Here is a 16,871-nt window from a genome sequence, read left to right on the forward strand (position 1 = left end):
TTGTGACGGAGTCACGTCTGACGCGACCGTACCGGCAGTAGTGTGACGGTCGTCTGACGTTTTGCTACTCTCCCCCTCCGTTTCGCGTAGAGCGACGCGAGGGTCACGGAACCGTACCGGTCGGAGACTGGAAGCGACGGGGGCCGATCGGACGGCTCTCGAGCGGAGACGGGCCGCTTAACTCCGCGAGGTCCCAAACGGGGCCAATGAGTGAGTCGCGCGCGTTCTGTCCCCGGTGTGGGGATCCGGTCCCCGAGCGGTCGACCACCGACGCGAACGATCCGTTACGCCCCGGTGCCGAGGTCGAACTCTGCGATTCCTGTTACTTCGAGGACTTCGACTTCGTCGACGCGCCGGACCGGATCGACGTCCGGGTCTGTGCCCAATGTGGCGCGGTCTACCGGGGGAACCGATGGGTCGACGTCGGCGCACAGGACTACACGGACATCGCCATCGAGGAGGTCAGCGAGGCGCTTGGCGTCCACGTCGACGTCGAGGACGTCGCCTGGCAGATCGATCCCGAGCAGGTCGATCAGAACACGATCCGGATGCACTCGTTTTTCACCGGCGTCGTCCGCGAGACGCCGGTCGAGGAAGAGGTGACCGTGCCGGTCAAGATCGCCCGCCAGACCTGTACCCGCTGTGGACGGATCGCCGGCGACTACTACGCCAGCATCGTCCAGATCCGCGCCGAGGACCGGACCCCGACGACCGAGGAGATCGAACGGGCAAAGGAGATCGCGAACGGGATCGTCGCCGACATGGAGGCCACGGGCGACCGCAACGCCTTCGTCACCGAGATCGGCGAGGTAGACGACGGGCTGAACATCAAGGTCTCGACCAACAAGATCGGGAAGAAGATCTCGAACAAGATGATCGAGGAGTTCGGCGGCACCGTCAACGACGCCGAGACGCTGGTCACGGAAGACGAGGACGGCAACGAGGTCTACCGGGTCACCTTCGCCGTCCGACTGCCGCCCTACAGGCCCGGCAACGTGATCGATCTCGCCGACGACGATGGCGGCCCCGTCCTCGTCCGCAGCGCTCGCGGCAACCTCAAGGGCGTCCGCGTGACGACCGGCGAGCGCTACGAGGCCGGCTACGAGGAGGGCAACTCCCCCGACGCGCGGAAGTTGGGCGACCTCGAGGACGTGGCCGAGGCGACGGTCGTCACCGTCGAGGACGACAACGCCGTGCAGGTCCTCGATCCCGAAACGTTTCAGGCCACAACGGTCGCCCGGCCGGACTATTTCGATCCCGACGCCGAGACCGTCCCCGTCCTGAAGAGCCGTGCCGGCCTGCACATCCTGCCCGAGGACGATGACTGACGAGTACGTGGAGGCGGACGCGACGGAGGCCGACCGCGCGCTCGAGCCGGCGGCCGACGAGGTCTTAGAGCGGGCGACGGCCGACGGCCCACTGGCTGCGGTCGTCACGAAACCCCGCGCCGAGACGGCCGCCGAGTCGCTCCGCGCGGAGGGGGTCTACGACGAGACGCGGCGCGTCCGGGAAGACGGCCCCGACAGGGTCGCGCTCCCGATCACCGAGCCGCCCACCGAGACCGACGTACTCGAGGTCGTCAGGCAACTCGAGCCCGAATCCCGGAGCCCCGATCTCGAGGACCTGCTCGCCGACCGGGGCTGGAGCGAGCGCGACCTCGAGTCGGTGCCGGGCTCGTGGGCGGTGATCGGCTCGGTGATCCTCGTGACGGTGCCCGAGGGCTGTCACGACGAGCGGGAACTGGGCGAGGCGCTGCTCGAACTCCACGGCGAGGCCGACAGCGTGTTGGCCGACGAAGGGATCGCAAACGACGGTGCGGCCGGCACCCATCGCGAGCCCCGGACCCGACTGCTCGCCGGGGACGCGAACACGGAAACGATCCACACCGAACACGGGACGCAGTACGGGCTCGACCCCGCGAAGGTGATGTTCTCGCCGGGCAACCAGGCCGAGCGGGCCCGGATGGAAGAACTCGGGAGTAGCGACGAACGCGTCTTCGACATGTTCGCCGGGATCGGCTACTTCACCCTCCCGATGGCCCGGGCCGGCGCGCGGGTGACCGCGACCGAGATCAACCCGACCGCCTTCCGCTACCTGCTCGAGAACGCCGTCCTCAACGACGTCGACGACCGGGTCGACGCCTACATGACCGACTGTCGCGACCTCGCGAGCGAGATCGATGCCGATCGGGTCGTCATGGGCTACTACGGGCACGCCGACGGCGATGGCGGTGGAGACGGAACCGCGGATCACGGCACGCGCAGCGACGAGGCCCACGACTTCCTCGGGGACGCCCTCGAGGCGCTCGTTCCCGGCGGCGTCGTCCACTACCACGAGGCGACCCCGGAAGCGCTGCTGTGGGAGCGGCCGATAGAACGCCTCGAGGCGGCCGCCGACGCGGCCGGACACGACCTCGAGATCCTCGAAAAGCGACGGGTCAAAAGCCACAGCGCGGGCGTGGCCCACGTCGTCGTCGACGCTCGGTTCGAGTAGGGCCGACCGGAAACGGTCGCCGGCCACGGGGTGTCGTGGCATTGATACTCGAGCAGGGACTGCGTCGCTGTATGGACAAGAATCAGCTCATCGCCGTCGTCTTCGCGCTGCTGATGGTGACCTCGATGGTCGCCTGGGGCGCGACGGCCATCTTCTAATCGGCCGGCCGTCTCACTCGTCGGTGTCCCAGACGTCCGCAAGCGGACTCGAGCGGGAGGACCGCCGCGACCCGCTCGAGCGCGACGACGAGCGGCCGGAGCCGCCGTTTCCGTCGGCGTTCGCCCCGCTCGTCGCCCCGCGCGAACCGGTGTGCGAGCCGCGACCGGACCGGCCACCCGACGCCGGGTCCGTCCCCGCGAGCGCGGCCCGGGGTTCGAACTCCGGTAGCGCCGGTCGCTCCATCCGGTCGACCTGCGCCGCGAACCAGTCGGGCATGTCCGTCCGCGCGCGCTCGAAGCAATCGAGCAGGCTCGAGTCGGCCAGATACGTCGCCCCGTAGTCGTCGGGGGCGCGGACGACCCGGCCGCAGGCCTGGATGACCGTTCGCAGCGTCGTCCGGTAGTACCACGCCCACTGACCCTCCTCGAGGCGGTGGGCGACTCTCGAGTCGCCGGTGTTGAGGAACGGCGCTTTGCAGATGACCTGCCAGCGACAGAGGTCGCCCTTGAGGTCCAGGGCCTCCTCCATCTTCACCGAGAGGAAGACATCGGGGTCGTCGCTCGCTTTCCACGCGTCGAGGGCGGCGTCGCGGCCGTCTCGGTCGTGGGTGCGGACCCGGTCGCCGACGCCGAAGTCCGAAAGCAGGTCGGCGAGTCGCTCCTGGATGTCGTAGGAGTGGGCGTGGATCAGTCCCTTCTCGTCGGGATGGTGCTGCATGAGCCGGACGATCGTCCGCGCGATCTTCGGCGTCGTCTCGTCGCGCTCGTCGTAGGTCATCTTCCCCTGGGTCACGTCGTACAGCGTCCGGTTCTCGACGGGGAAGGTGTGGTCGACGTCGACCAGCGCTACCCTGTCGGGCTCGAGGCCGACCTGCCGGCAGAAGGCGTCCTTGTTCAGAATGGTCGCCGACAGCAGGGCGAACTTGTTGCCCCGGTCCCAGACGGTGTGCTGGAGGTACTTCTCGGGACTCATCGGTTTGATCGTCAGGGGGCCGCCCTGCGGGTCGTCCCCGTCGCCGCCGTCTCGCCCACTGGAACGCGGGTCGGACTGGTCGACCAGCCACGTCGTCGGGCTCTGGGGGTCGCGGAAGTCGGAGACGAACCACTTGAGGTCGCCGATGAGTTCCTGCAACCGGTCGCGTTCGCGCACCTCGGCGGGGGACAGCGAGTCCTGGGCGAGCAGGTCGTCTTTCCGGCGTTCGCAGGTCCCCGCGAGGCTCTCGGCGTAGCGGACGGCGCGCTCGACCGAGTCGACGTCGGGGACCCGCAGGTCGTCCCAGAACGGGACGGTACGTGGCCCGAGCTGGATCGTCGCGTACATCTCGGCCCACTCGGCGAGGCCGTGGGCCTCGTCGACGACCACGACGTCGCGCTTGCGGAAGACCTCGCTGCCGGCGGTCTGCATGAAATAGGCGAGCGTCATCGCCGCGATCTCGCGGTTCGAGGCGATCGCGCGGTCGGAGAAGTACGGACACCGATGTTTGACCGAGCAGTCGTACCCCCGCTCCCGAACGCAGGGGGCCTGATTGACCGGCGTGTCCCGCTCCTCGGGCAGGATACAGGTGTAGTTGGACTTCCCGCGGATGACGTTGAGGTCGGCCAGCAGGTCGTCGGCGGCCACGTCGTCGAGCTGGGAGACCTGCGGGGTCGTGTAGTAGGCCCCGGTGGCGTCGCTGGGATCGCCCGCGCCGGCACGGCGCGCACAGCCGGCGACGGCGCGGGCCAGCAGGGACTTGCCGCTCCCGGTCGGCGCGCGCACAAGGACGACGTCGTTGCCGGCCGCGAAGGCGTCGCGAACGTCGCGGAGGGCCTGTTCCTGCGTCCCGCGGTAACTCGGTGCGGGGAACTCCTCGAAGATCCGCTCGGGATTCACCGTTCGTTGCAGGGCGCGGCCACGTCCTAAAGGCTACGGAGCGTCGCGCCCGCTGACGAACGACCAGTCGACGAGAGTCAGCGGTCGATCGACGGCGACCGGCGCTCGAGGCCGAAACTACCGTCTACCGGCCGGTAGCAGCCGCCTACCATCGACGGCTGTCCACAACTGGGCCGGTAACCGACCGATTACAAATACGGAATCCGTCCTTCGATTCAGGTACGGAAGGGTCGCTCAGCGGTAGAGTACCGCGGTACCATCCGGGTCCGCGGCGGCATTTCGCCTCGTGGCGTTCGAATCCCACCCCTTCCGCTTCCGGCCGCGAGGACCGCGGCGGTCCGACCGGCCCGGCCGTACTCGCGCTCGAGCGATGCGGTGGACCGACCCGTCTCTCGAGGCCGCCGACTCCGTATTTTTTGCGCCGACGGATCAGAAGCAGTAGCGACGACAGCACGACACTGCCGACCGCGGCCTACGGCGATCCGACTCGTGAGGTTTCCTCGTCGACCTGCTCCAACCGGTCGATGTCCTCGTCGGTCGGATAATCGGGCAACGCCTCGAGACACGGATAACACAGCAGGTACGACCCCCCGTCATCGAGTTCGAGCGTTATCGCGGTTCCGACGGTGCCGGCGTCGGTCCCGAACGACCAAATGTTGGCGATCCCGCCAGAGACGGTGACGGTGCGGTCACAGCCGTCACAGGAGTCCTTCGACATACGCGGTCGTCGGTGCCCGACGGTGAAAGTCGTTCGCCCGCGGCCACCGGCCGAACCGAACTGCCGCAGCGGCCCGCATAGCGGTTATGGGTGTCAGTGACATACGCCCGCACATGGAGGTGAACTGCGAGGGCTGTGCCGGCTGTTGCATGGACTGGCGATCGCTGCTCGCGGAACACGGATCTGCGCCTCAGGACGTCGGCGAGGGCGGCGAAACCGATCATCGACACTGGCAGCGGGACGACCCGTTCGCCGACGACAAGGGCGAACGACCGTCTCGAGAGCCCCTCGACGACGACACCAACTTCGTGGCGCTGACCCGCGACGAGGTACGCGGGTTCCTCGAGGCGGGGATGGGCGAGGTCCTGACGCCGCGGTTCTGGGCGGCTCGAGACGAGGACGAGGGCATCGCTGTGGACGGCCACAGCCTCGCCGCCGTCGCGGGCCGGCCGGCCTTCTTCGTCGGCCTCCGGAAGCCGCCGAAACCGGTCGCCCCGTTCGGGCTCGCGGAACCGGTCTGGCTCCCGACTTGCGTCTTCCTCGATCCGACGACGCTGCAGTGTCGGATCCACGGGGACGAGCGCTTCCCCGACGAGTGCGGCGCGTATCCAGAACACAATCTCGCGCTCGAGGGGACGACCGAGTGCGAACGCGTCGAGGCGATCGTCGGGGGCGAACGCTTGCTCGATGCCGACCACGACGATCCCGAGGGGCTGTTGCTGGGTTCGCAGGCGATCGGCGCGAAACTGTTCTGTCACCCCCAGCCCGCCGAACTCGAGGGGATCGTCGACCGGGCCGCGGCGGACGAACTCACGCACGAGGATCGGGCCGAACTCGTCGCTGTCGCAGCCGCCTCGAGCCCCGGAACGCTGGCCATCTCCGACCACCATTACGAGCGAGCCAGAGAGCGCATGCTCGGCGATACGGATGGCGACGCGAGTTCCGAGGGGAACGACGAGCGGTCCTCGTGGGTCGGGCCGGCGATCCGCGACTGGCAGCGCCGCTTTCGGGACGCCGACGGCACGGTACCGTCACCGGCCGTCGCCGACGCCGTCGAGACTGATCGGGGCGCGCCCGAGACGCCGGGCTGGGACGCCCTCGAGTGACGGCCCGTCGCTGCGGGTGGCAACGGGCGTCTCGAGTGGCTCGAGGGCGGAGAAAGGAGAAACGAACCGATCGTCGTTACTCGGATTTGATCTGCTCGAAGGTGTCTAGCAGGTCCTCGGCGGAGTCGCCGGAGTCGTACTCGACTTCGCCGTGATAGATCGTCCGCTCGTCGTCGAAATCCGTGTCCACCTTCGAGGCTTGCTGTTCGCGACGCTCGTGTTCGTCCTCGTCATAGGCACCCATTGACATGGTAGGTATGTACATAGTAGACGCGTGGTAGGTATGAATGTAACGGTCTATCACACTCCTCGGACGAGTGAAACGTAGGCGCGCCGTCGAGACGCGCAACGAACGATATATGCGACCCCGACCCGTAGGGACGGCCGTGGCACGGCCGCTTCGCTTTCGGTACTCGCCCCGGCGGTGTTCAGATAAGGATGAAGGGTGAGGCGGAACGATTTTTGAGTGGTCTATGCTCGAAACCGCCCGCCTCAACAGAGGTAGCGACTGCTTCGAGTTAGATTTTCTGGAGCGAGAGGCGACACCCGAGCCCGCGATGAAGCTCGGTATCCGGCTCCATCTGGCTGGACTATCACTTTCGGATACCATCTCTATTCTCGAGAGGTTGGGTGTCGAACGCTGTCGATCGACCGTTCACAACTGGGTGCAGAAGGCAGATTTACAGCCGCTTGATGGCGCAAATCCGGATCACGTCGCGGTTGACGAGACCGTGATCCAACTGAATGACGAACGATTCTGGCTGTACGCCGCCGTTGATCCCGCAACAAACCGCTTGCTACACGTCAAGCTCTCACCGACGAGAAATCAAGCAATTACCGAGATGTTCCTCGCGGAACTCCGCGACAAACATCTCGTCGATGACGCGCTCTTTCTCGTCGATTCTGCACCGTGGCTGCAAGCGGCACTCCACCGACATGGCCTCGATTACAGATACGAAAAACACGGTAATCGGAACAGTGTCGAACGTGTATTTCGAGAACTAAAACGCCGAACTAACCAGTTCTCAAACTGTTTTAGCCATGCTGAAGCAGACACCGTCGAAAATTGGCTCCAAGCGTTCGCCTTCGCATGGAATCAGCTTATCTGAACACTACCCTCGCCCCAGTCGTGGAGCGACAGGCGAGTTCACAACGAGATTCTCCAACCGCTGCAGTCGAACATCGGCGCACAGTCGGTCACGCCGTGGTTCAAGATCGGCGGCGACTGGCAGACACACCGCTTCGAGATGGCCAACGGCGACATCGCGCTGTTCGCGCGCACCGACGAGGAGGCCTACTGGATGGGCAACACCGAAACACCCTCCGCGCTGTGGAAAACCGACAAGTTCGGCTGGCGCGAGATCCCCTACCCCGTCTCGCGGTGGGCGACGCGGGAACTGACCGCGACGCTGCACGAGGAAGATCCGTGGCTCGCCGAGTATCCGCATCTCTCGTGGTTCTTCCTCCCGGTGTTCATGTCCAAGGACGGCCGCGAGTCGACCCGTGCGTTCTTCCGCGAACATGCGGCCGGCTTCCCCGACGCCGGCCGCCGGGAGACGACCCGCTTTTTCGAGGACTTCCTCGCGACCGGCGTCTTAGACGAGTACCGACACGTCATGTCGGGCAAACTCGGCACCAGCGACCACGTCGATCGCGTCCGGATGAGCGCCGCGATGGCCGAGTTCATCGCCGCGAAGATCCTCACGGAGGCCGGCTACGACGTGGTCCCGGAGATCGAGGTCACGACCGGCCACTCGCTTGACTTCCGGGCGGAAGACGCCGAGACGAACGTCCTCGTGGAGGTCACGCGGCCCCAGCCGCCGATCAACCGCGCCGCGGCCGGCCCCGTGGCCGCCGTCCGCGATACCGCCGAGACCAAGACCAACGGCCAACTCGCGGAACACGGCGGCGGCGCGACCCTTTTCGTCGACTGCTCGAGCTTTCGCGACGACGCGTGGGCCGCCGTTCGGGGCGAACAGCCCGACGTGCGCCACCGCCCCGCGGTCGTCTACCGCACCCGTCCGAACGGCCACGTCGAGGGCTACCGGAAGGGCGCGGTCCCGCTCGAGCTGGCCGACACGGTCGACTTTCTGGACTGAGCGCGGCCACCGACCGTTCGGCTGCGTGAATTATCAGGTTCTGAGACGGGGTCGGACGTATTTGTCCCATGGCAACGGTAGCCACAGACATGCGCGCAGCAGTCCTCGAGGAACACGGCGAACCGCTATCGATCGAAGACGTCGACGCGCCGGAGCCGGCACCGAACGGGGCCGTCGTCGAACTCGAAGCATGCGGGGTCTGTCGGAGTGACTGGCACGGCTGGCAGGGTGACTGGGGGTGGCTCGGCCTCGAGACCCAGCCGGGACAGATCCTCGGCCACGAACCGGCTGGCCACGTCGTCGCCGTCGGCGATGAAGTCGAGAACGTCGCGGAGGGCGACCACGTCGCCGTCCCGTTCAACCTCGGCGACGGAACCTGTCCGCGGTGCCAGCGTGGCCACTCGAACATCTGCGAGAACGTGATGCCGCTCGGGTTCATCGAGCAGGCACAGGGTGCGTTCGCCGAACAGGTCCACGTCCCCGTCGCCGACCACAACCTCGTGGCGCTCCCCGACGGCGTTTCGTCCGTCGATATGGCCGGCCTCGGCTGTCGGTTCATGACCTCGTTCCACGCGCTGGCCCACCGCGCGGACGTCGGTGCCGGCGACTGGGTCTCGGTCCACGGCTGCGGCGGCGTCGGCCTCTCGGCGGTCCACATCGCCGACGCGCTCGGGGCAAACGTCGTCGCGGTCGATCTCAAAGACGAGAAACTCGAGAAAGCCGAGTCCCTCGGCGCGGTCGAGACGATCAACGCGGACGACGTCGGCGACGTCCCCGGCGAGGTTTCGGCGATCACCGACGGCGGCGCTCACGTCTCGATGGACGCGCTGGGTATCGCGACGACCAGCCAAAACTCCGTCTCGAGCCTCGACGCCCGCGGCCAGCACATTCAGGTCGGGCTGACGACTCAGGACGAACAGGGGATGATTTCGCTGCCGTCCGACGCGATGGTCATGCAGGAGATCGAGTTCATCGGCTCGCTCGGAATGCCCCCGACCCGCTACGACGAGATCTTCCGGATGGTCTCGACCGGCAAACTCGAGCCCGAGAAGGTCGTCTCCGAGACGATCGGGCTCGAGGACGTCAGCGACAAACTCGAGGCGATGACCGACTTCGAGACCGTCGGGATTCCGGTCATCGACACGTTCAACTAAATTTTGCTCTGCGGGCCGCCGAAGGCGGCCCTCGGCAAAATTTAGTATAAAAGCACTCCTCCCTCCCCTACGGGTCGGTCGTCGGCCCGCTCGCTCCCGCTGGTCACTCGCGGGTGCAACGCTCAACCAAACCGCAGCAGTAGAGGCTTCAATTGTACTGGTTGCAAGCAGTTGTACCGAGCGCGCCGTCGGCGCGCTCGGCCTTTTTCATCGAAGTTTTTGCGCGGGGTTCGACCGAGCGCAGCGAGGGAGGACCCCGCGTAAAAAGTTCGCTAGAAGGAAACGGCGTCGGGCGAGTAGGGACTGCCGACCGGGGTCGGGTCGCGGTCGCTGTAGCCGACGCGGCCAACGGCCTTGTCGCTGACAGCGGAGTAGACGGCAAAGCGCGCGTCCTCCGAGTTTTCGAAGGTTTCGGACTCGAGGCGGGCGAGTACATCGCCGACCGTCTCGGTCCCGTTGGGGAGTTCGAGCGTGCGGTCCCCGTACTCCTCGATCAGTTCCTCGGTCGTGGCGGGGTACTCGTGGTCGTCGATGACGTCGCCGGTGCCATTGAGCAGCATTACACCAAATCCTCCGTGAACAATGATTATAAACATTGTCCATCTATGTTTCCTAGTCGCACTGTAGACCTAGAACACCTAGTAGACCCCTAGAGATCGCGAAAACAGAACGCGGGCACGGAGAAACGCCTTTAGGAGCGGCCCGGTTCGGATAGCGTATGCCTCACGCGGACTTACACGTTCATACGACGCGGTCGGATGGGAGCCTCGATCTCGAGGCGGTGCCCGAGGCCGCGCGCCGCGGCGGCGTCGAGGTGGTCGCGGTGACCGATCACGACCGGGTCCAGCCGTTCGACGGCCCGGTCGTCGAACGCGACGGCGTGACGCTCATCCACGGGATCGAGCTTCGCGTCGAGACGCCGGGCGGCCAGCGACTCGACCTACTGGGCTACGGCCTCGAGCCGAGCGGCGACCTCGAGGCGATCCTCGAGACGATTCAGGAAAACCGCATCGAGCGCGGCCGGGCGATCGTCGACTGCGTGGAATCCCGGCTGGGGATCGAGCTGGACGTGACGGTCGACGGCGGGTTCGGGCGGCCCCACATCGCGCGGGCGATCGAGGCCCATCCCGACGCCGAGTACGACTACCAGGGCGCGTTCGACCACCTCATCGGCTCGGATTGTCCGTGTTACGTGCCTCGGGACGTACCGTCGTTCGAGCGCGGGCGGGCGGCGCTGGCCGAGTCGTGCCGGCTCGTCTCGCTCGCCCATCCGTTGCGGTACCGCGACCCCGAGAGCGCGCTGGCGCTGGCGGCCGCTCTCGACGCCGTCGAGTTACGATATCCGTACGGCCGCGACGTCGACCGCGCCCCCGTCGAACGGGCGATCGAGCGCCACGGTCTGCTGGTCACCGGCGGCAGCGACGCCCACGACGAGCGAATCGGCGTCGCGGGCCTCTCGCGAGAAGCCTTCGAGCGACTCGAGTTGAGCGTCGATTGATCCAAACGTTGGCCGCTAGCGGAGGGTTCAATGCGACGTGGTCCCAACGCGTGAGTATGAACTGCCACTACTGCGACCGCGAGGCCGCCTTCGCCGCCGAGTCCGATGGACTCAAAGTCGGCCTCTGTGAGGAACACTTCCGCGAGCGCCTTCAGGAACTCGCCGAAGCCGACGGGCTCGAGAGCCTCAAAGAGAAGGTCGACGTCGACCGCGCCGAGTAATCAGGCCGTTCGTCCGGCGTCGACGTCGATGGCGTCGACCGGGCAGACGTCGACACAGAGCATACAATCGATACACTGTGCCTCGTTGGCCGGATCGGCTTTCTCCTCGCTTTCGGGATGCCCCGGCGTGTCGACCCACTCGAAGACGTCGACCGGGCAGTCCTCGACGCAGGCCCCGTCGGCGATGCAGATGTCGAAATCGACCGCCACGTGGGTGCCGTGGATGCCGAGTTCCTCCGGCTCCTCGACCGGGCCCCAGACCGCGTGGCCCTCGTGTTCGTCGACCTGTTCGCGGTTCTCATTGAACTGCGGATCTATGGCCATTGCTAACAGGTTCAATGCGGGACGCGCACTTAAATTTGCGTACTCGTTGCGACGCGTGACTCGCCGACGCGAGCGACCGCAGGACGCGGTCGCAGGAATGCAGCCGCCCGTCGTCCGGTCCGCGTCGCGGTCCACCACCAGGTCGTCGAGCAGTTCGCGGATCCAGACGGCGAAGCCGTGAGTCCGGCCGTCGGTTCGGACGGCCGATCGCGTTCCGGTCGGTCGGGCCCCCCCTAGAGAAGCGGGACATGGGAACCGCTTCGGCGGCCGAGACCGATCGAGGCCCTCCGCGACACAAAGGCGTATGGGTGCAGGTACAGACGATATGAGTACACATGTCACTCGAGACCGAACCCCGAGCGGACGTTCTCGCGGCGACGAGCGTCTCCGCGGGCCGACTCGCGGCGCTTGCCGACCGGGTCGATGCCGACGGCAGCGAGACGATCGAGGTACGAGCGCCGGCGACGGACACCGCAGTCGGTGCGGTTCCGGACTGTGCCGGCTCCGACGTCGAACGGGCCGTCGACCGCGCTCGAGCGGCCCAATCGTCGTGGGCCGAAACGGCGATCGACAAGCGCCGCGAGATCATCGACCGGTTCGGCGACCTCGTGCTGAAACACCGGTCGGAACTGCTCGATATCCTGCAACTCGAGACCGGTAAATCCCGCCGCCACGCCGTCGAGGAAGTCGTCGACGTGGCGCTGACGTGTTCGTACTACGCCGATCGCGGGGACGCGGCGTTTCGCGAGGAGCGGCGACGCGGCGCGATCCCGCCGGCGACGACCGCCCGCGTGACCTACGAGCCGGTCGGCGTCGTCGGCGCGATCTCGCCGTGGAACTACCCGCTTACCCTCTCGCTGACCGACGTCCTTCCCGCGCTCATCGCGGGCAATAGCGTCGTCCTCAAACCCGACGAGAAGACGCCGTACACCGCACTGGCACTGGCGGACCTGCTCGAGCGAGCCGGGCTGCCGGCGGATTGTTTCGAGATCGTCACTGGCCGCGGCGCGACCGTCGGGCCGGCGCTGATCGACCGCGTCGACTACATTTCTTTTACCGGGAGTACCGAGACGGGCCGGCTCGTCGCGGAACAGGCGGGCCGCAACCTGATCGGCTGCTCGCTGGAACTCGGCGGCAAGAACCCCTTGCTCGTCCTCGACGACGCCGACATCGAGGAGGCCGCCCGCGGCGCGGTTCAGGCCTGTTTCTCGAACGCCGGCCAGCTGTGTCTCGCGGCCGAGCGGGTCTACGTCGCCGACTCGATCCACGACGAGTTCGTCGAGGCCTTCGTCGCGGCGACGCGGGAGTACACCCTCGGAACCGGGTTCGACTACGAGGACGACGTGGGCTCGCTGATCGACGGCGACCAACTCGAGCGCGTCGAGCGCCACGTCGAGGACGCACGGGAGCGCGGTGCGACGGTGCTTACTGGCGGCGAGCGCCGGCCCGACGTGGGACCGTTTTGCTACGAACCGACGATCCTGACCGACCTCGAGCCCGAGGCGACGGCCGCCTGTGAGGAGACGTTCGGTCCGGTCGTGTCGGTCGAGTCGGTCCCGAACGTCGCGACCGCGATCGAGCGGGCCAACGACACCGAGTACGGCCTGAACGCGAGCGTCTGGACCGGCGACCGCGAGCGCGGCGTTGCCGTCGCCCGCGAGATCGACTGTGGAACCGTCTGTGTCAACGACGCCTACGTCTCCGGCTGGGCGGCCGTCGACGCGCCGATGGGCGGGTTCGGCGACTCCGGACTCGGCCGCCGCCACGGCCCCGAGGGGGTCGAGCGCTACCTCGAGTCCCGGACGATCGCCACCTCCCGAACCGGGCCACTCGACGTCCCGCCGGGGGTGCCGACCGCGTGGTACGCTCGCGGGATGTTCGCGCTGGCGCGCCTGCAACGGCGGCTGCCGACGGTCGCGAGCGTCACGCGGCGACTCCGGGACGCGGGCTTCTGACGAGCGATTCTTCGAACGAGGCGCTTTTGCGGCTCCCGTCGAATACTCGGGTATGGACCTCACACATCGCCCTCGGCGGCTCCGACAGGACCGGGTTCGCGGGCTCGTCAGCGAGACGAGCCTCGAGCCCTCGGACCTGATCGCCCCGGTGTTCGTCGACGCGACGACCGACGAGCGCCGGCCGATCGAGTCGATGCCCGGCCACGAGCGGGTCCCGATCGCGGAGTCGGTCGCCCGCGTCGAGGACGTCCTCGAGACGGGCGTCGAGGCCGTCATGCTGTTCGGGATCCCGGAATCGAAAGACCCCGAGGGGACCCGCGCCTGGGCCGAGGACGGCGTCGTCCAGGAGGCGCTGCGCCGAATCACGAGCGAGACCGACGCCTACGTCATCACGGACGTCTGTCTCTGCGAGTACACCGACCACGGCCACTGCGGCCCGCTCGAGGAGGAGCTGCGAAGCGAGAGCGGCGTCGCCGCGGACGGTCCGGCCTGCGAGCCCTCGATGACCGTCGACAACGACGCGACGCTCGCGGCCCTGGAGAAGATCGCCGTCTCCCACGCCCGGGCGGGCGCGGACATGGTCGCGCCCAGCGGAATGATGGACGGAATGGTCGGGGCCATCCGGTCGGCGCTCGACCGCGAGGGGTTCGCGAACGTCCCGATCATGAGCTACGCGGCCAAATACGAGAGCGCGTTCTACGGGCCGTTCCGGGACGCCGCCGACGGCGCGCCGACCTTCGGGAACCGCCGACACTACCAGATGGATCCGGCCAACGCTCGCGAGGCCATGCGGGAAGTCCGACTGGACGCCGAGCAGGGCGCGGACGTGATGATGGTCAAGCCCGCGCTTTCCTACCTCGATATCATCAGTTCCGTCCGCCGGGAGTTCGACCACCCCGTCGCCGCCTACAACGTCTCCGGCGAGTACGCGATGCTCCACGCCGCCGCCGAGAAGGGGTGGCTCGACCTCGAGGCGGTCGCGACGGAGTCGCTGCTGTCGATCAAGCGAGCGGGCGCGGACCTGATTCTGACCTACTTCGCCGAGGACATCGCAAAGCAACTGTGAACCGCCTCGGGGTCAAGCCCCGAGGCACTCGGCTTTTTTGTAGATCGGTCGGGTTGCCGGTCGGCCCGCCCGAGTCGGCCACCGTCGAATCGACCAGGTTTGACCACTCTGGACCGGATAGTAGACGATCGTCAATCAACGGCCCGCCGCGGAGCGAGGAGTGGCAATATCTGCCGCGCGCGAGCTGAATCGTACTGAGAGGCCCCCTTCGAGCGCCGATAACCGGTAATTCTCGCGACAGCGAGCGGATATCCGGTGCCGTCCGGGTTTACAAACAAGCAAAATATAACCGCCGCTCGAAAAGGTCGTAATTTCCAACACCCTTATACACATTAAAGCTGCTTTAGCTTTGGACGGGTGACCCTAATACACCCACAATTTTAGCCATTTGTCAACGCTAACCCTTAAATGATGTAAGTGCAACCAACTCAAACGTGATTAAGAGGTCAAACATGAGCGCGATTGCACTGAAAGACGACGATCGTTTGGTCGATGAGGGGAACGGTACGTGGAAAACCGAGGTGGACGCCTGATGGAGCCGACGCTCCTGCAGAGCGAGGCCGAGGTCGAGATGTTGATCGACTCGATCAACTACATGTGGATCCTGGTCGCCACGTTCCTGATCTTCTTCATGCACGCCGGCTTCGCCATGCTCGAGGCGGGGCAGGTGCGCTCGAAGAACGTGGCGAACCAGCTGACGAAGAACCTGCTGACCTGGAGCGTCGGCGTGACGGTGTTTTTCCTCATCGGCGTGGGTGTTGAGGGCGTCGTCGCCGGTGACGGCTTCGCGCCGGCCTTCCAAGGCGATGCCGCGGGCTGGCTAGACTGGCTGTACGGTGCGGTCTTCGCCATGACCGCGGCGACGATCGTTTCGGGTGCCGTCGCCGGTCGTGCGAAACTCCGTGCGTACGTCAGCTACACCTTCCTGCTGGCGGCGGTCATCTACCCGGTCGTCACCGGCCTCACGTGGGCCGGCGAACACCTCGCGTACGGCGACGTCCTGTTCCACGACTTCGCTGGCGGGATGATCGTCCACGGCATGGGCGGTATCGCCGGTCTCACCGCCGCGTGGGTCCTCGGTCCGCGCATGGACCGATACAACAGTGACGGGAGCGCGAACGTCATTCCCGGGCACTCGCTGACCTTCGCCGTGCTCGGCACGCTGATCCTCGCCTTCGGCTGGTACGGCTTCAACGTCGGTACCTCGGCGATCATCGGCGAGGGCGCGTTCCTCGGCGATCAGCTCGGTCGCGTCGCCTTGACCACGACGGCCGCGATGGCCTGCGGTGCGATGGGGGCCGGCCTCGTCGCGTGGCTCAAGACCGGCAAAGTCGATACCCTGTACGTCGCCAACGGGCTGCTGGCCGGCCTCGCCGCGATCACCGCGATCCCCGACACCACGGCGTGGTGGGGCGCGTTCGTCGTCGGCGGCCTCGCCGGCGTGCAACTGCCCCTCGTCTTCGAGTTCGTCGAGCAGTACCTGAAGATCGACGACGTCTGTGCGGTGTTCCCCGTCCACGGCTCGGCCGGGGTCCTCGGAACGCTGCTGTTCCCCTTCGTCGCCGCACCGGGCGTCGTCGATAGCATCGTGAACGCGTTCGTCGCCCAGGTCATCGGCGTCGTCGTCATCGCTGCCTGGACGATCGTCGCGACCGGCGTTATCTGGTACGCGTTCAAGGCCACCGGCCAGGCCCGCGTCTCGCCGGAACACGAACGCGACGGGCTCGACGTCTCCGAACACGGCGTCGACACCTACCCCGAGTTCGGCCAGCCCGACGTCGCCACCGACGGCGGCGACGAGATCATCCGCGCGGACGGGGGTGAGCCGAACGACGGCGAGATCAAGATGGTCACCGCCATCGTCCGCCCCGACCGACTTGGGGCGATCAAGCAGTCGCTGGCCGAAGCCGGCGCGCCGTCGCTGACGGTCACCAACGTCTCCGGCCGCGGCTCCCAGCCCGCGAAGAAGGGCCAATGGCGCGGCGAGGAGTACACGGTCGACCTCCACCAGAAAGTCAAGATCGAGTGCGTCGTCGCCGACATCCCCGCCGGAGAGGTCGTCGATGCCATCCGCGAGGGTGCCGAAACCGGTGAACCCGGCGACGGCAAGATCTTCGTCATGCCCGTCGAGAGCGCGACCCAGATCCGGACCGGCAAGACCGGCCGAGACGCGGTCTGATCGCGGCCACACCCCGTTTCACTGCTT

The 16,871-nt window shown here is 66.8% G+C and carries 16 protein-coding genes, 1 tRNA gene and 1 pseudogene; 13 read left to right on the plus strand and 5 right to left on the minus strand.

What is annotated here, in order from left to right:
• The first annotated feature begins 206 nt into the window (after positions 1-206).
• Genes NATPE_RS17870 through NATPE_RS23330 form a run of 3 tightly spaced genes read left to right on the plus strand, consistent with a single transcriptional unit; the run spans position 207 to position 2,651 of the window.
• Positions 207-1,328 carry a 60S ribosomal export protein NMD3 gene (locus NATPE_RS17870; protein WP_006182996.1) on the plus strand — a complete coding sequence of 374 codons (1,122 nt, stop codon included), beginning with the start codon at positions 207-209 and terminating at the stop codon, positions 1,326-1,328.
• The gene (locus NATPE_RS17875; RefSeq protein ID WP_006182997.1) at positions 1,321-2,493 is read left to right on the plus strand and encodes a class I SAM-dependent methyltransferase; all 1,173 of its coding nucleotides are present in this window, start codon (positions 1,321-1,323) and stop codon (positions 2,491-2,493) included. The genes NATPE_RS17870 and NATPE_RS17875 overlap by 8 nt, the downstream gene beginning before the upstream one ends.
• Positions 2,494-2,528: 35 nt before the next feature.
• Positions 2,529-2,651, plus strand: a complete 123-nt coding sequence (locus tag NATPE_RS23330; RefSeq protein WP_275040184.1) for a hypothetical protein — start codon at positions 2,529-2,531, stop codon at positions 2,649-2,651.
• A 13-nt stretch (positions 2,652-2,664) separates the two neighbouring features.
• Here the strand turns inward: NATPE_RS23330 and NATPE_RS17880 are convergent, their stop codons facing one another.
• Positions 2,665-4,524 (minus strand): helicase C-terminal domain-containing protein, encoded by a 1,860-nt coding sequence (locus NATPE_RS17880; RefSeq protein WP_006182998.1) that lies wholly within the window; start codon positions 4,522-4,524, stop codon positions 2,665-2,667.
• Positions 4,525-4,747: 223 nt separating this feature from the next.
• Here NATPE_RS17880 and NATPE_RS17885 point away from each other — a divergent pair.
• A tRNA-Gly gene (locus NATPE_RS17885) sits at positions 4,748-4,836 on the plus strand.
• Between the two features lie 160 nt (positions 4,837-4,996).
• Here NATPE_RS17885 and NATPE_RS17890 read toward each other — a convergent pair.
• On the minus strand, positions 4,997-5,242 hold the full coding sequence (locus NATPE_RS17890) for a DUF7561 family protein (protein ID WP_006182999.1): 246 nt from the start codon (positions 5,240-5,242) through the stop codon (positions 4,997-4,999).
• A 113-nt stretch (positions 5,243-5,355) separates the two neighbouring features.
• Here NATPE_RS17890 and NATPE_RS17895 point away from each other — a divergent pair, with 113 nt between their 5' ends.
• Positions 5,356-6,348 carry a zinc/iron-chelating domain-containing protein gene (locus NATPE_RS17895; RefSeq protein WP_006183000.1) on the plus strand — a complete coding sequence of 331 codons (993 nt, stop codon included), beginning with the start codon at positions 5,356-5,358 and terminating at the stop codon, positions 6,346-6,348.
• A 76-nt stretch (positions 6,349-6,424) separates the two neighbouring features.
• Here NATPE_RS17895 and NATPE_RS22425 read toward each other — a convergent pair whose 3' ends face one another.
• A complete protein-coding gene (locus NATPE_RS22425; RefSeq protein ID WP_006183001.1) occupies positions 6,425-6,598 on the minus strand; it encodes a DUF5786 family protein in 174 nt (57 codons plus the stop codon).
• Positions 6,599-6,821: 223 nt separating this feature from the next.
• Between NATPE_RS22425 and NATPE_RS17900 the strand changes: the two genes are divergently transcribed.
• The 3 genes and pseudogenes from NATPE_RS17900 to NATPE_RS17910 all read left to right on the plus strand — a co-directional run bounded on the left by NATPE_RS17900 (position 6,822) and on the right by NATPE_RS17910 (position 9,601).
• On the plus strand, positions 6,822-7,457 hold the full coding sequence (locus NATPE_RS17900) for an IS6 family transposase (RefSeq protein WP_015298673.1): 636 nt from the start codon (positions 6,822-6,824) through the stop codon (positions 7,455-7,457).
• 9 nt (positions 7,458-7,466) lie between these two features.
• A pseudogene (locus NATPE_RS17905) lies at positions 7,467-8,447 on the plus strand (DUF5784 family protein); the annotation flags it as partial.
• 89 nt (positions 8,448-8,536) lie between these two features.
• Positions 8,537-9,601, plus strand: a complete 1,065-nt coding sequence (locus NATPE_RS17910) for a zinc-dependent alcohol dehydrogenase family protein (protein WP_006183004.1) — start codon at positions 8,537-8,539, stop codon at positions 9,599-9,601.
• A 272-nt stretch (positions 9,602-9,873) separates the two neighbouring features.
• Here NATPE_RS17910 and NATPE_RS17915 read toward each other — a convergent pair whose 3' ends face one another.
• Entirely contained in the window at positions 9,874-10,161 is a 288-nt protein-coding gene (locus tag NATPE_RS17915; RefSeq protein ID WP_006183005.1) for a DUF5789 family protein, read from the minus strand.
• Between the two features lie 158 nt (positions 10,162-10,319).
• Here NATPE_RS17915 and NATPE_RS17920 point away from each other — a divergent pair, with 158 nt between their 5' ends.
• Both NATPE_RS17920 and NATPE_RS22825 read left to right on the plus strand, forming a co-directional pair.
• Positions 10,320-11,099, plus strand: a complete 780-nt coding sequence (locus tag NATPE_RS17920; RefSeq protein WP_006183006.1) for a PHP domain-containing protein — start codon at positions 10,320-10,322, stop codon at positions 11,097-11,099.
• 56 nt (positions 11,100-11,155) lie between these two features.
• Positions 11,156-11,320: a DUF6757 family protein gene (locus NATPE_RS22825; protein WP_006183007.1), complete on the plus strand. Its 165-nt coding sequence runs from the start codon at positions 11,156-11,158 to the stop codon at positions 11,318-11,320.
• Here NATPE_RS22825 and NATPE_RS17925 read toward each other — a convergent pair whose 3' ends face one another.
• The gene (locus NATPE_RS17925) at positions 11,321-11,644 is read right to left on the minus strand and encodes a 4Fe-4S dicluster domain-containing protein (RefSeq protein ID WP_006183008.1); all 324 of its coding nucleotides are present in this window, start codon (positions 11,642-11,644) and stop codon (positions 11,321-11,323) included.
• Between the two features lie 335 nt (positions 11,645-11,979).
• Here NATPE_RS17925 and NATPE_RS17930 point away from each other — a divergent pair, with 335 nt between their 5' ends.
• The 3 genes from NATPE_RS17930 to NATPE_RS17940 all read left to right on the plus strand — a co-directional run bounded on the left by NATPE_RS17930 (position 11,980) and on the right by NATPE_RS17940 (position 16,844).
• The gene (locus NATPE_RS17930) at positions 11,980-13,599 is read left to right on the plus strand and encodes a succinic semialdehyde dehydrogenase (RefSeq protein ID WP_006183009.1); all 1,620 of its coding nucleotides are present in this window, start codon (positions 11,980-11,982) and stop codon (positions 13,597-13,599) included.
• Positions 13,600-13,651: 52 nt separating this feature from the next.
• Positions 13,652-14,665, plus strand: a complete 1,014-nt coding sequence (gene hemB / locus NATPE_RS17935; RefSeq protein WP_006183010.1) for a porphobilinogen synthase — start codon at positions 13,652-13,654, stop codon at positions 14,663-14,665.
• 532 nt (positions 14,666-15,197) lie between these two features.
• The gene (locus tag NATPE_RS17940; protein ID WP_006183011.1) at positions 15,198-16,844 is read left to right on the plus strand and encodes an ammonium transporter; all 1,647 of its coding nucleotides are present in this window, start codon (positions 15,198-15,200) and stop codon (positions 16,842-16,844) included.
• Positions 16,845-16,871: the final 27 nt, after the last annotated feature.

This window comes from Natrinema pellirubrum DSM 15624 (genome assembly GCF_000230735.2).
GTDB classification, from domain to species: Archaea; Halobacteriota; Halobacteria; order Halobacteriales; family Natrialbaceae; genus Natrinema; species Natrinema pellirubrum.